This is a genomic window from Dialister succinatiphilus (assembly GCF_928721695.1).
GTDB classification, from domain to species: Bacteria; Bacillota; Negativicutes; order Veillonellales; family Dialisteraceae; genus Dialister; species Dialister succinatiphilus.
On sequence record NZ_OV788641.1, the window covers coordinates 708,525 to 723,137 of the forward strand.

Here is a 14,613-nt window from a genome sequence, read left to right on the forward strand (position 1 = left end):
AGGAGAAAATTATGATTCAAATCAGACATATGGTACTCGGCGAAGGCAGGCCCAAAATCTGTGTCCCCCTGGTTTCCTCTTCCTTCGAAGAACTGGACCGGGAATGCGCCGCTTTGGAAAGCCAGCGCCCCGACATGCTGGAATGGCGGGTGGACTACCTCCTGAATAAGGAAGACTTCAACGCCACAGAGGACCTGGACAAAGCCTTCCGCATCATCCGCTCCCATTTCCAGGACACCCCGCTCCTCACCACCCTCCGCACCAAAAGCCAGGGCGGTGTCCATAAAACCCCCGGCGGCGACTATATAAGACTCATCTCCCTCATCCTCGCCTCCCGGTGGGCCGACATCATCGACATTGAATACGGCCACGAAATGCTGGACACCAAAATCCTCATGGCCCGGGCCAGAGCCCAGAAGATTCCCACGCTCATGAGCTACCACAAATTCAAACGGGCTCTTTCGGAAATGGAAATCGTGGACACCCTGGAAAATATGCGCTCCTTCCATCCGGACATCCTGAAAATCGCCGTCATGCCAAAGACGCCCCTGGACACCGCCGCCCTCATAAACGCCGCTGCCCGGGTAGGCCAGCGCTTCTCCGACACCCCCATCATCACCATAGGCATGGGCCCCACAGGCGTCCTCACCAGAGTCGCCGGGAACCATCTGGGCGCCCCCCTCACCTTCGCCGCCGGAAAAGAAGCCAGCGCTCCCGGCCAGCTCACCGTAGAAGAAGCACGAACCCTGCTGGAAATATTGTATAAATAAAGGACACGCCTGCGGCTTGAGGGTTCATAGGGTTCAAAAGGAAAGGTTCTTAGGATTGACCGGCCCTATGGGCCGGAGGGTTCGTAAGTTTGACGGGCCGTTGGCCCGAGGGTTATGGATTGCCCTATGGGCAATGCTTATAAAGTCAGCGTTACGGGATTTACTTTCACTGTCATATGACATGATAAGCATTCTGCTGATTGGCTCGCTGCGCTCGCCTCCCCCTATCCGGCTTCGCCGGACTGCCCCCGCAAGCGGGGGCAGAATAAAACACCGCGAAACACTCTCTTCATAAATGGCTCTACAGTAAGCACGGGTTATAGTGCCCCCGCTTGCGAGGGTGGCAAAGGAACTGGATTCATAGGAGAGCCCCGCGACCCGCGAATCCAGTGACATGCTTCCCACCGGGCAAGGTGGTGGCGCCAGCGCCACCAAAGGGGGGAATCTCCATCGCCCGCTAGGGCGGTTGTCAAGGTTTTATCATAAGAGGACGCCTTCTATAATTTAGAGGCGCCCACTTTCACCCTTTGAACCCTCTGAACCTTTTGAACCCGAGCGCCAAAGGCGCTTGAACCCTCAAGCCCGTCAGGGCTTGTCCATAAGGCGTGTCAACCTTCGGGAATACCGGAAAGCGCCGCCCAGGTCCCGATCCCGATCCCAACCGCGCCGAAAGGCGCCTGAACCCACGAAAAAAGCTGTGAGAAATGTGCTTCATTTCTTCACAGCCTTTTTTATTTCCTTATTCTTTCTGTTCTTCTGCTTCTTCCGGAGCCGGTGCTTCTTCGGCCGGCGCCGCTTCTTCTTCCGGGGCTTCCGCAGTTTCCGCAGTTTCTGCAGTTTCTGCAGTTTCAGCGGTTTCGGCAGTCTCTTCTGTTTCCACAGCCGGTGTTTCTTCCTTCTTTTCTTCTACCGGCGGATAGCCTGCTACCTTGGGCGCCTCGATTCGGTCAAGGGCATCAATGGCTGCCAGCGCCAGCTGCAGTTCCTTGCGGATCTTCCCTACATAGTTCTTCATATTTCCTTCCGTGCGGATCATGTTTTCCACCAGACGGCGGCGGGATTCTTCCGCTTCCCGGATCTGACGGTCTCCTTCGGCGTGGGCATTGGCAATGAGGATTTCCGCATTCCGTTTCGCGTTCTTCTTCACATTTTCTGCGGTGTCCTTCGCCAGCTGCAGGGTATTGGTCATGGTTTCGGAAATCTTCTCGTAGTTGGCCAGCTTCGTCTTCATCTGGTCCATCTGCTCTTCCATTTCCCGATGTTCCCGGTAAATCTGTTCATAATCCGCTACGATCTGCCGGAGAAAGTCATTAACCTCTTCTTCGCTGTAGCCCCGAAGGCCTTTAGAAAAGGTCTTGTTATGAATATCCATTGGTGTAATCATGGGTGCGCCTCCTTGAAGTGATGTGAGTCTCTTTTCCTATTGTACTTGTTTTCATAGATTTCGGCAAATTTCCAATCAAAAAGGCCGACTATGCGGCCCTTTTGACGAAACAGCCCCGAAAGACGGGAACCCAGCTGCTCCTTAAACGATTTCCTTTTTCTTAGTCGTCCCGGTCTACCTTATACTTTCTTTCCAGCTGCTTATACGTATCCAATCCGATAATATGGTTGAAACGACCAAATTCGATCATGTCCTTGGCGCTGGCTTCGGTGGTGCCGTTCTTTTCCAGTCCGGAGAAGAGGTCATAGAGGGCTTTGGAAATGGTGTATACAGCGCTGCATGCCCAGAATACCACAGAGTATCCCATTTCTTCCAGTTCCTTGGCAGGGATGAGCGGTGTCTTGCCGCCTTCAATCATATTGGCTACCAGGTACGCACCGGTACCTTCCATGCCCCGGGCAAATTTTTCCAGTTCTTCCCGGCTTCCGATGCCGTCGGCAAAGCAGATCTCTGCGCCGGCATCAGCATAGCGCTTGCTTCTTTCGATGGCGTCATCAATGCCATAAACAGCGCGGCTGTCGGTGCGGGACATAATCATGGTTTCCTTATCGATCCGGGCATCCACAGCAGCCCGGATCTTCTGGGCATGTTCTTCAGCAGAAATGACCTGCTTGCCATCCATGTGGCCGCAGCGTTTCGGCCATACCTGATCTTCGAAGAAAATGCAGGCAGCGCCGGCCTGTTCAAACATTCTTTCCGTACGGATGATATTCAGCGCATTGCCATAGCCTGTATCGCCATCAGCCACCACAGGAATATCCACGGCATTGCAGATACCCGTCAGCTGCTCCGCCATTTCCGTGCAGGAAAGAAAACCTACATCCGGCTGTCCCAGACGGGATGCGGATACAGAGTAGCCGCCCATGGCCAGGCAGGGAATGCCTGCCATTTCTGCGATTTTAGCCCCCAGGGCATCGCCTACGCCTGGAGCAATCATAATTTTTCCGGATTTCAGATTGTTACGGAATGCGATACGTTTTTCTGTTGCTGTTTTCATAATGACAACCTCCTGGTACATATACAGATCAAATAAAAATAGCCATAGTGATGAGACAGGAAAAGAGAATCCCTCGCCATCCACAGAAAAGAAAAAGCCCCTTTCCTGCAGAAACGGCAGAAAAGAGGCGCTTTGGCGCGGTACCACTCTTACTTATATCTCAAGGAGCATACACAAAGATGGAAATAAAAAAAGCCTTGTCCTACGGACAAGGGCGCAATCGCGCGGTACCACCCTGCATTATACTCCATATCCCTAACGCGGACCTACGTCGGACTTACTGCACTTCAGTTCGAAGCTCCCAGGGGACACGCTTTCCTTCCATACCGGTTTCCATCCTCCCGGCTCTCTGTCATTTCCGGTCAAGCTCAATCCTGTTCATCGCCTTTAATATTTACCAAACATTATAATAGCCCCCGTCACTCCTGTCAAGAAGGGGCAGGAAAAGAAAAATGAAAGCCTCCCCGCCGGTCATCTATTCTCTGCCCCCATGGCATGCGTCACCCGCAGCCATAGCAGCCTCATAAAAAAATCCATTTTACAAAAGTGCGGCATGCCGCAAAATAATAAAATGACATCTGTCCCTATTGTATACGACTTTGACTGCGATAGCAATCTCATGAAAAATCTCATTTTATAAAAGTGCGGCATGCCGCACTTTCTTAAAATGGATTTCCTCCTTCCTATGGAAAGGGGGAAAATCGATGAAAAAGTCCAGTCCGCCGCCAGCCTGACGTCCGACCGCCCCACTCAAATCCCAAGCCACTCCTTTCTTGCAGCAGCCTCCCTATTCCTTTGCAATAAGGGCAGAGAAAGGAGGCGAATCCATGACAGAGCAAAGATTTATCATCACGGAAAATATGATGGATTCCCTGTACGGTTCAGATAATGCCAAGTATGACCAGCACGCCAAGCACCTTTTGGCCAGCAGGAAACTGCTCGCTGAAATCGTCAAAAAGGTGGTCCCTGAATTCCAGGATGCCAGCATCGATGACATTGCGGAAAAATATATTGAAGGAACGCCGCTTGTGGGAAGCATCCCTGTAGCCCCGGGCCTTACGAATGCAGTGCCTTCCAAAATCTCAGGCGGCCGCAATGAAGACGGGGTGCCGAAGGAAGGATACATCACCTACGACATCCTCTTCCACGCCCGCGCACCGGGAACAGGAGAACCCATGACCCTCATTATCAACGTGGAAGCCCAGCGCAGCCAGAAAGAATTGACCCTGGGGTACCATCTGATGAAAAGGGCCGTCTTCTATGCCTGCCGCCTGATTTCTTCACAGAAAGAGCGGGAATTTGAAGGCAAGGATTATAATAGTATCAAGAAAATCTATTCCATTTAGATCTGCATGGATTCGCCCAACAGAGACAGCTATATCAATCGCTACCGCCTGGAGGAAAAACACCTGCTCCACCGCTACGAGGAACCACCGGAAAACTATGACCTGGTCAACATCGTTCTTATCAGCCTGGGGGAAAAGGCAGACAAAGACAGACTGATTCACCTGCTGCAGGTCCTTTTCACAGAAAGCCAGCAGACCTTTGACTCGAAAAGAAACATTTTGAAGAAAGAATATCACATTGAAATGACACCGGAAATGGAACAGGAGATGAGTACCATATGCAATTTGAGCTTAAACATTTCAGAAGAAGCCCTGAACAGAGGCCTGGTCCAGGGCCGCAAGGAAGGACGTGCAGAAGGTCGACTGGCGGGTCTGAATGAGACCGCCCTCCGCCTGCTTTCCATGGGCCTTTCTGTAGAAGACGTATCAAAGGGTACCAGTCTTCCTCTGGAAACCGTAGAAGAGATCAAAAAACAGATGATAGGGAAAAATAAATAAAAAGAAAAAGAGGCATCCTGAAAAACAGGATGCCTCTTTGGTTAAATATCCATTTCTGCCCCCTCATTTCGAGCAAGGCGAAACCGAGAAATCTCCCCGCGCCTCGTCATTTCGAGTGCAGCTGAATATTCCGCAACAGGTGTACCGCCTATCCGAAAAAGCGGTACCGCCTTTCCGCGGAAAGTGTACCGCTTATCCGCCAAGGTGTACCGCTTATTCTTTAGGTTATGATGTTAAAATAATTTAGTCATTTTTCGCATCGGTGCTATTCAAATATTCTCTCATATTCATTGATCCGCAATTGATGTGGTAGGCATTGTGAATGATTCTGTCCATAATCGCATCGGCCAGAACCCCATCACCGAGGCGCGGATACCATTCTGAGCTTTTGTACTGGGAACAGAAAATAGTAGAATGGGCATCGTACCTGTTTTCCAAGATTTCAAGAAGATACTGCTGCTCCACTTCCGTCGGCATCTCGAGAAGCCATTCGTCGATGATGAGGAGATCGTAGCCGGAGAACTTCTTTACAATGCTGGCCACGCTCCGTCCGACTTCGGTTCCATAATTGAACTGTTCCATAAGCTCCGGCATGCGGAAATACTTGACCCTGTACAGATGGCGGCAGGCCTCTTTCCCTAAAGCACAGGCGAGGTGGGTCTTTCCTACTCCGGTAAATCCGTTGATGATCAGATTCTTATGGCGTTCAATGTAACCGCAGCTGGCATAGCCCAGGATTTCTTCGCGGCTGAAACCTCTTCCCTGCAGGATAAGGGTGTGAACATCGGCATCAGGATAGCGAAACTTAGCAATATGCGTCAGCCTCCGGATGCGATCATCCAATTTTACTGAATAGCATTCATCGATGGCCAGTGTCAGCCTCGAATCGAAGTCCAAAGGGGCATAAGATTCCAGATCACTCTGCTGGTTCTGCAGGGCTTCTACCAGAGGTTCCATTTTCATGTTGCGGAGTTTCCGCTGTGTTTCTTCATTGATCATTTTGTCTTTCCTCCATAATAGTCTGCGCCGCGGATGTAAGCGCCTTTTTCGGAAATACTGTGTTTTCCGGTATTTTCATAACGGGCGGAATGTACGCCGTCCAGGATTTTGTCTTGATTGTTCCCCAATACAGCTTTAAGATAGTTGTAGCGGGGCGATGTTGTGTGGGCTAAAGCATACTGGCAGGCATTCTCGAAGCGGTCCTTCGGATATTTCTGACTGAGATGCAGAACGGCCAATGAAGCATTATAGCCCTGCTCTTTTATGGTTACACTGTCAAAGATCCTCCTGATGACTTCCGACGTACACGGTCCGATTTTCCCGGCCCAGGCACAGATGCGATCTTTGTCCATTTCCGGCTGGTTGAATTCATCCGGCATATCTCCCGGGCGTGTGGAATAGTGGTTGGTCATGTAGTCAGGAAATCTGATGTGGGAGGCAATACGCCGGTTTCCGCAGTAGATTTCCACAAGTTTGTCGGTGTAACGGATGTCCACGGACTGCCCGCGGTATACGTAGGGAACGGAGTACCAGTTTTTCTTAAAGGAAACGTGGAAATTGGGATATACTTTCCTTCCCAGAATAACCGCGGCGATTTCATAAGGAGCTCGTGGAAGAGCCCGGAGATATTTCTTCTCGTCCAGCCATACTTCATAGCGGCTTCCCTGCCTTTTCTGGAAGGGCTGCCGGTTGTACTTATCTGTAGCAGTTACTACATCCTTCTGCAGCTCGCCAAGAGTAAAGTAAACCTTATTGCGAAGACGGGCGATGATAGCGGTGGCAATATTTCCAACCGTATTCTCCACGGATGCTTTCTGCTTGGGCTTCCGCACACCGGCAGGCATAATAGCAGTTGAATAATGAAGCCCAAGTGCCTCATAGGCGTCGGTGAGAACCACTTCACCCTCTTTGGGATGCTTCACAACGCCGGTTTTGAGATTGTCACAGACTGTCCGCACAGGAACGCCGCCAAATGCCTCGTACATGTGGACATGGCACCGGAGCCATGTATCCATCTTCATATCCAGCGTGGCCTCCACGTAGGCATACCTGCTGTATGTGAGGCAGGAAACAAAGAGATGCACGGAAATGGTCGCGCCGGTATCACGGTCGATGATCTGCATGGTCGGCCCGCTCCAATCGACCTCGCACTGGGCTCCGGGCTTATGCTCCAGATGATTGGTCAGGTCATGGGTTGTGCAGTACCGGCCGTAATCCTCACAGAACTTGGTATGCCCTACAGCAATGTTTCCATTCTGGTGACACCTGTCACGATACTCCGTCCAGAGCAATGAAAGAGTCACACCCGGCTTCTTGAGCTCTTTATGGATGGATTCGTAATCCGGCAGCTCGTACATGTCTGAACCTTCCGGTCGGTCAGGGAAGAAGAGCTTTTGTAGTGCTGCATCATCCAGCTTGCGGATGCCCGCATAAGTGATGCCCTTCTTCCGCGCTGTTCGCAGTACGGTAGTAATCGTACTCCTCGACATGTGACGGGAGCGGGAAATCTCATCTTGAGACATTCCGCGGTCATGGAGCTCCAGGATGAGCCGGATCCTGGCAAAATTGGCCATATTAAAAGGCCTCCTTTCATAGAACAAAGGGAAATACTACGTCCCTGTTTTCATTCTATGGCAGGAAGCCATATATTAATATATTTATTAAAAGAATTTAGGAGTATTTCAGCTGGCATGTACACCAATAGTTCAAGAAGTTACCTAAAAATGGCAAGCGGTACACCTCGGCGGACAAACGGTACACCTTGGCGGACAGGCGGTACACCTACTGCGGAATACTCATGCAGCGAAACGAACCCCCGAGATCTCCCTGCTCTACGTGACTTGCCGTAAACGGGGATACATTTCCAGGCCCCATGTCAGTCTGATAGTCTGACCGCCCCTCAAATTCCTCTGATTCAGTCCCGCTCGAAGAGATCCCGGGTATACACCTTATCCTTCACATCATCCAGCACTTCATCATAGCGGTTCGCAATGATAGCACAGCTCTCCTTCTTGAACTTCTCCATATCATTCACCACCAGGCTACCGAAGAAAGTGGTGCCATCTTCCAGCGTAGGCTCGTAAATGATAACCTCTGCCCCTTTGGCCTTAATACGCTTCATAACCCCCTGAATACTGCTCTGGCGGAAATTATCGGAGTTCGATTTCATGGTGAGGCGATACACGCCGATTACTACAGGCTTTTCCTTAGCCGCATCATAGCTGCTGCCATCATGGTAATAGCCTGCCTTCGCCAGTACCTGATTGGCGATGAAATCCTTTCTGGTGCGGTTCGATTTTACAATGGCCTCGATCAAATCTTCCGGTACATCCCGGTAATTGGCCAGAAGCTGCTTCGTATCCTTCGGCAGGCAATAACCGCCATACCCGAAGGACGGATTATTGTAAAACTCCCCGATTCTTGGATCCAGGCACACACCGTCAATGATTTCCCGGGTATCCAGCCCCTTCATTTCCGCATAGGTATCCAGTTCATTGAAATAGGAAACACGCATGGCCAGGTAAGTGTTGGCAAAAAGCTTCACCGCCTCTGCTTCCGTGAATCCCATGAACCGGGTGGGAATATTCTCCTTGATGGCCCCCTCCTGCAGAAGACGGGCAAAAGTATGAGCCGCCTTCACCAGCCGGGGATCCTTCAAGTCCGTACCTACGATGATGCGGCTGGGATAGAGATTATCATAAAGAGCCTTGCTCTCCCGCAGGAACTCCGGGCTGAAAATGATGTTCTTCGACCCCATCTTCTTCCGGATTTCCTTCGTATATCCTACGGGGATGGTGGACTTGATGACCATAATGGCGTCAGGATTATACTTCATCACCAGCTGGATCACCGCCTCCACGGAAGACGTATCAAAGAAATTCCGCTGGCTGTCATAATTGGTGGGCGTGGCAATAATCACAATTTCCGCATCTTTATACGCCGCCTCCGCATCCATGGTGGCGGTAAGATCCAAATCCTTCTCCGCCAGATACTTCTCTATATACTCATCCTGGATAGGCGACTTCCGGTGATTCACCATGTCCACCTTCTCCGGAATAATATCCACCGCCATCACATGATTGTGCTGCGAAAGAAGGGTGGCTAAAGAAAGCCCCACATAACCGGTTCCTGCAACTGCTATATTCATGAAAGAATCTCCTTTCTGAAATAATCACCTGAAATTAAATTTATTCACTTTTATATTCTTGAACCACCTGCTTAATAACATCATCCCACTGATTCCAAATCTTGTTTGGCGAATATTCTTTTATTGTCAGCGCAGCTGCTTTACCCAGCCCAATTCTTTCCTTTTTATTCTGTATTAAACATTCTAACTTTCGAGCTATATCCTCAGGTGACGGCTCTGCTATAAGTCCGTTATATCCATTTGAAATAAGTTCACAAGTAGAAGTACAATCCGAACAGACCACCGAGGGCAGCCCAGACGACATGGCTTCACCCAAAGCATTAGGAAAACCTTCATAGGAACTGGAGAAGCCGAATATATCGGCCTTATAATATTCATTTTCGACTTGATGTGTTCTGCCCATAAACAAAATTCTGTCATCTAAATTTTTAGAATGAATGAATTTCTTCATTTTTTCAACATATTTCCCTTCATTTCCTCCTCCCCAGATTTTCAAATTCCATTCCGGGTACTTTGGAGCAATTCGGGCAAAACCTTCAACCAAAAGATGCTGGCGTTTTTGTTTTGGGTTGATACGGGCTACATTTAAGATTGTATGCACTGTCTTTTCTTTATCATCATAAGCTTTACGAGTAAACTGCGGTATTGCATTAGGTATATACATAATATGAGAATTATTAATATACTTTTTTATAGACTTGGCAAAATAAGGCAAAAGTACTTGTATACATGCAGAATGCTCTACCCCCGCTTTTTCTATTTTAGACATTTGCGGGCATAAATTATCCGGGTCGTTTCTAAATAAAGAAATAACCGGAGAATGAATATTTGCCTCGTACAACTCACCTGATGTCTGATGATTAAAAGACAAAATAATATCCGGCTGCTCCTCTTCATAAAGGGCTCGGAATCTTGGTAAAAGACCGGCTCTCTGTCTTCCTTTCCATCGGGAAAATGATTCTTTCCCCCACAATCGATACCATTCCCTTGAAATCTTATCTTTCAATCCCAATTTCCTTGAACAATGTTGATTATTCAAATCTATAACCCGTATAGAAGAATTTAATGGATAAAATGGCGGAGCATTTCTATCATTATAAACCGCAATTAATATATTATGTCCTCGCTCATTTAGTGCATTGGACAACTGGCATAAGGTACGTTCAAGTCCCCCTGACATTTCTGCCAAATTAGCAAAATACGCCATCATAATATTCATTAAATTACTCTCCCCAATTAATATTTCTTTCTACGCTTTCATTGGCCTGCATGATTTTAGCTATACAATCATTGATCTAGAAGTAGTATCTTTCCAGTTAACCACTAAAATCCCTGACCTATCATCATCGATCAATAATTAATCTGCTAAATTCCGTTGCTGTTAAAAAGCCAAATGGTAAGTTCCATCCAAAGTCATTCTTTTTTTCCATTCGACTCAAAATCTGTCAGACAACAACAAAGTAAACCTATTGGAATCCCCATACAATTAGAATATTCCTTATTGCTGAATCCGGATATGGCAAGTCCTAAAAGACTGATTCCAATAAGGATAATTAACGGATTGCTGCGTAACTGTTTTCTATGCCTCACCAATTTGATTAATGGATAAATCATAAATCCAGTATATAGTAATATCCCTGGTATGCCGCACGAGACTCCTATAGAGGTATAGATATTCAGATCCGGAAAAGCGTCCCTAATCAGGTAAATTTTTTCATCGCTCTTCAATATCCCATCAATCCAACTTTTTACCTCAGCGTTCTGATAAGCAAAGTTTGGCAGTGAATCTAACATATACCCAGCATTAAGATTCTTACCGACACCGGTGATAGGATGCTGTCTAATAACATTTAACTCAGTCACCACTACTGCCAGTCTTGCATTATTAGAAAATTTATCTGTAGATGCAACACTACCGATATTATTTTCAAAATAATTCCGTGGAGACATAAAAATCTCTCTTCCCTTAGAAGACACTCCATCCCCTTTTTTATTTACTTGTACTGTCTCCGCCGCTGATACTTTGGGGACAACCTGTATATCAGCTGATTTAAAGTTAATCAGGTTAAATCCAAAGCCACATAGACAAATGCAAATAACAGTAATCCCTTTACGTGTGTAATCAGCAGTACGAACAAATGTTATGGACAAAGCTAAAAGCAGCAGCTCAAAAGCAGTAACAGAAACAGCTGTCCGCGAATTAGTCGCCGCAATCATAAGACAAAAATATCCAATAAGAATCCCATATAAACCTTTGTGCTTTTTCTCTCCCATCCAGCTCCATAGAAACGGAAGCAAGAATGCGCTAAGAATCCCAAAAAATGATGGCTCCCTTAGTAGACTTCTGAGGCGTCCCGGCCATAAAAGAGGCGGCCACCATACATTTTCTGATGCGCGAGCATACAAATTAGAGTTTATGGCTATTAGGATCTTTTCTGCAGTTTTGCTGTCAAACTTGAGCCAAGATAATTCAACAACTGAATATGCTCCCAAAAGGAGGACAAGAGCTAGAACTGCCTTTTTGATATCCTCAAATCCCTTTTTCCAATTATCTCGATAAAGATGCCACACCCAAAATGCAATCAAACAGAATTGAGCATCTCGTCTCAATATGCGAGAAGCATTCTCAAAGAAAAAAATAATCTTATACGGCCACTGCGCATCTGCTGAAATCAACCAGTTAAAATGCTGCAAAGAATGCTGAATCGAAACTGACTGTACAGCCATAAATGACTGGTCATAGGGATAAAAGGTCAAGCCCAGTGCAAGGCAGAAAATATACCATCCATAAAAAGCAGCAAAATATATGATTGCTTTTCTCGGAATACAAAATCTATATTTGGCAAATTCAATCAGAAGCAGGGCCATTCCTAACGTAAAGAAGGAGTTTGTCAAATCCCTTCCCAAAAAAGACAAAAAGAACTGTTTAGGAAGCCCATTAAAGGGTAACGTAATAATTAGCAATAATAATGTAACTCTTTCAAAGAGAACTAACCTATTTTGAGTCATAAATTTTCTCCAAATCCATACCATTGCAAATTCTCAACAATATTAGTATCTTTTATTCTATTCTTCATCAGTAATTAGATTTCACTTTAGAATTTTCATCTACTACTTTTTGTAATAAATTCTCCCATTTATTATAAATAATATCAGGATCATAGGCTTTCATGTCTTCAATTCCGTTCTGCCCCATCTTTTTTCGAAGTACTGGATTGGCCATTAATCGTTCTAAAGCTTCTGCCAGTTCATTTACTGAGCGATTAGGCAAAAAGCCATTGACCCCATCATGAATTAAATCACAAACGCCAGTACTATCATTGAATCCGACTGATGGTATACCTGCTGCCAACGCTTCTGACAGTGCAAGAGGAAAGCCCTCGCCCCTGCTGGGGAGACAAAATATATCGCCTTTTTCCAATATATCATCAATATGATTTGTCCTCCCCTTAAGTAAAACCCTATCTTCTAAATGATTAGACTTAATCCACTTTATCAATTCTTTCTGATACAAATTACCTGGAGTCCCCCAAAGTTCTACGATCCAGTTCGAATACTTATCTGCCAACATTTTAAAAGCTTTCGCCAGCATAAGCTGCTGTTTTGTCCCGCTGATATGTCCGACACATATGATTTTATAACAATCCTTCTGATCACCAGGATGTGCCATTTTTTTCGCCGGGAATACCGGATTTCCTATAACTACTATTGGTAAGCTAGGAAAATATTTTTTTGCTATTGGAAGCCCGGATTCAAGAAGAATCTGCATCATTTTACACTGATTAGCTGCCGCAATTTCTTCTTTTGATAAATCAGGAAACTGAACCTTAGGATGTGAATGAATCATTTCCACCACTGGAATATTGCTCTTTGCATCTGCAATTACATATTTTGTGGATGGAATAGAACAGGATAATATAACATCTGCCGGATTCTCTTTAAGATATTCCCTTATTGCAGGCCCATATTGCTTTCCTTTATAGACTGCATTGATTCCCTGTGCCCGTTGTTGGCTAAAAAGTCGAATAACCTCGCGGTAGACTCGTAAATATCCCGGCAATTTTTCAGAAATAATCTTTTGATGATTTTTAAATAGAATATTAACCTCTTTAACTCTTTTATCAAGCGGAAAATAGGCCGTTCCCTCCAAACCAGCCCGGTATAAAATGGTTACTTCATGCCCTCTTTCAACCATAGCATTTGCTAAGTTGCAAGTAACCTTTTCTACCCCACCAGCCATTTGTACATAATGTGTCCCGAAATGAGCAATTGCAATTCTCATAATATCCCCTTTGTTTAAACAACATTTCTCAGCTGAGTTTTCTCCTATTATATGCTTTTTGCTCAATTTTTTGAACGCGCTTCTTAATCTGTCGTTCCAAAATTACCCTCTGAATAGAACCAATCACTGGTAGTAAAAAACTATTTGAAAGGATAAGCCATCTAACCACTTTCTCCGCTGTAGTCAGATGACAATTTTCTTCAGACTCCAAGAACAGTCTGGCATCTTTAACTTCTTCTTTATTCAGCATACTTACGCCAGCATCCAAAGACAGCGCCCTAACTGCTGCATGGACAGCCTTTTGGGCACAGGTGGGAATCGCATCCGGGCTCACATCCCTGGCCAATTCTTCATGACGTTTCCAACCAAGGTACTGTCCATAATGGAGACGGATATAATCTTTGTTTCTCCCTCTCATGATACTGCCGGAGTTTTCATTGCTGTAGAAATATAAAGGTTGTGATGTAATAACGATGTTCTCTGCCTTATAAAAAACAAAGGCCACTACATACATATCTTCCATAACAATATGTTCAGGGAAGCGATAATTGTCCCACAAAACTTTCTTATACAGTTTACCCCATGCAAAATTAGGAATATCATTGACTAAAATAGCTTTTTTTATTTCACCTGTAGTTTGTAAATAGGGCCAATTCGATGAATCACAGTGGATATCTCCATCTGCTTCTACCCGATTATGCCCAGCCATAACAATATCTGCATGATTTTCATTTGCTAAACGAACCATTATTTCTATGGCATCTGGTGCAAGATAATCGTCTGAATCAAGAAAATAAACAAATTCCCCCAAGGCATATTCTAAGCCCGTATTTCTTGCTATGCTTAACCCACCGTTTGGCTGATGAATCGTTTTAACTCTGGAATCCTTCTTCATATATGAATCACAGATTTTCCCGCAATTATCTGGTGATCCATCATCAACCAAAATAATCTGCAGATTTTGATGTGACTGCGCTAACACACTATCAACACATCTCCTAATATACTTTTCTACCTTATAAACCGGAATAATAATAGTAACTAAACTATTCTCCATAAATAAAGATCCCCTATAAATTGTCTCACAACATAAAAGCAACATATCAGAAGTATGTTGACAGCCACACCA

Annotated in this window: 12 protein-coding genes; 3 read left to right on the top strand and 9 right to left on the bottom strand. The window is 45.9% G+C overall.

The features are described 5' to 3' along the window. Positions 1 to 11: 11 nt before the first annotated feature. The gene (gene aroD / locus NW747_RS03095; RefSeq protein WP_273187966.1) at positions 12 to 770 is read left to right on the top strand and encodes a type I 3-dehydroquinate dehydratase; all 759 of its coding nucleotides are present in this window, start codon (positions 12 to 14) and stop codon (positions 768 to 770) included. Between the two features lie 739 nt (positions 771 to 1,509). Here aroD and NW747_RS03100 read toward each other — a convergent pair. Next, complete coding sequence (locus NW747_RS03100; RefSeq protein ID WP_273187967.1) at positions 1,510 to 2,154, bottom strand: DivIVA domain-containing protein; 645 nt, start codon at positions 2,152 to 2,154, stop codon at positions 1,510 to 1,512. 160 nt (positions 2,155 to 2,314) lie between these two features. Further along, positions 2,315 to 3,211: an isocitrate lyase/PEP mutase family protein gene (locus NW747_RS03105; RefSeq protein WP_273187968.1), complete on the bottom strand. Its 897-nt coding sequence runs from the start codon at positions 3,209 to 3,211 to the stop codon at positions 2,315 to 2,317. Positions 3,212 to 4,038: 827 nt separating this feature from the next. Here NW747_RS03105 and NW747_RS03110 point away from each other — a divergent pair. Next, positions 4,039 to 4,557, top strand: coding sequence for a hypothetical protein (locus NW747_RS03110; protein ID WP_273187969.1), 519 nt, complete (start codon positions 4,039 to 4,041; stop codon positions 4,555 to 4,557). A 6-nt stretch (positions 4,558 to 4,563) separates the two neighbouring features. Next, a complete protein-coding gene (locus NW747_RS03115; RefSeq protein ID WP_273187970.1) occupies positions 4,564 to 5,055 on the top strand; it encodes an RpnC/YadD family protein in 492 nt (163 codons plus the stop codon). Between the two features lie 243 nt (positions 5,056 to 5,298). Here NW747_RS03115 and NW747_RS03120 read toward each other — a convergent pair whose 3' ends face one another. From NW747_RS03120 to NW747_RS03150, 7 genes are all read right to left on the bottom strand, one after another. Continuing rightward, a complete protein-coding gene (locus NW747_RS03120; protein WP_273185728.1) occupies positions 5,299 to 6,054 on the bottom strand; it encodes an ATP-binding protein in 756 nt (251 codons plus the stop codon). Beyond that, positions 6,051 to 7,628, bottom strand: a complete 1,578-nt coding sequence (istA, locus tag NW747_RS03125; protein WP_273185725.1) for an IS21 family transposase — start codon at positions 7,626 to 7,628, stop codon at positions 6,051 to 6,053. The genes NW747_RS03120 and istA overlap by 4 nt, the downstream gene beginning before the upstream one ends. Before the next feature lie 341 nt (positions 7,629 to 7,969). Continuing rightward, entirely contained in the window at positions 7,970 to 9,202 is a 1,233-nt protein-coding gene (locus NW747_RS03130; protein WP_273187971.1) for a nucleotide sugar dehydrogenase, read from the bottom strand. A gap of 40 nt (positions 9,203 to 9,242) precedes the next feature. Continuing rightward, positions 9,243 to 10,421 (bottom strand): glycosyltransferase, encoded by a 1,179-nt coding sequence (locus NW747_RS03135; RefSeq protein ID WP_273187972.1) that lies wholly within the window; start codon positions 10,419 to 10,421, stop codon positions 9,243 to 9,245. Positions 10,422 to 10,615: 194 nt separating this feature from the next. Continuing rightward, positions 10,616 to 12,211: an O-antigen ligase family protein gene (locus NW747_RS03140; RefSeq protein WP_273187973.1), complete on the bottom strand. Its 1,596-nt coding sequence runs from the start codon at positions 12,209 to 12,211 to the stop codon at positions 10,616 to 10,618. A gap of 67 nt (positions 12,212 to 12,278) precedes the next feature. After that, the gene (locus NW747_RS03145) at positions 12,279 to 13,484 is read right to left on the bottom strand and encodes a glycosyltransferase (protein ID WP_273187974.1); all 1,206 of its coding nucleotides are present in this window, start codon (positions 13,482 to 13,484) and stop codon (positions 12,279 to 12,281) included. A 28-nt stretch (positions 13,485 to 13,512) separates the two neighbouring features. After that, on the bottom strand, positions 13,513 to 14,541 hold the full coding sequence (locus tag NW747_RS03150; protein WP_273187975.1) for a glycosyltransferase family 2 protein: 1,029 nt from the start codon (positions 14,539 to 14,541) through the stop codon (positions 13,513 to 13,515). Positions 14,542 to 14,613 lie beyond the last annotated feature (72 nt).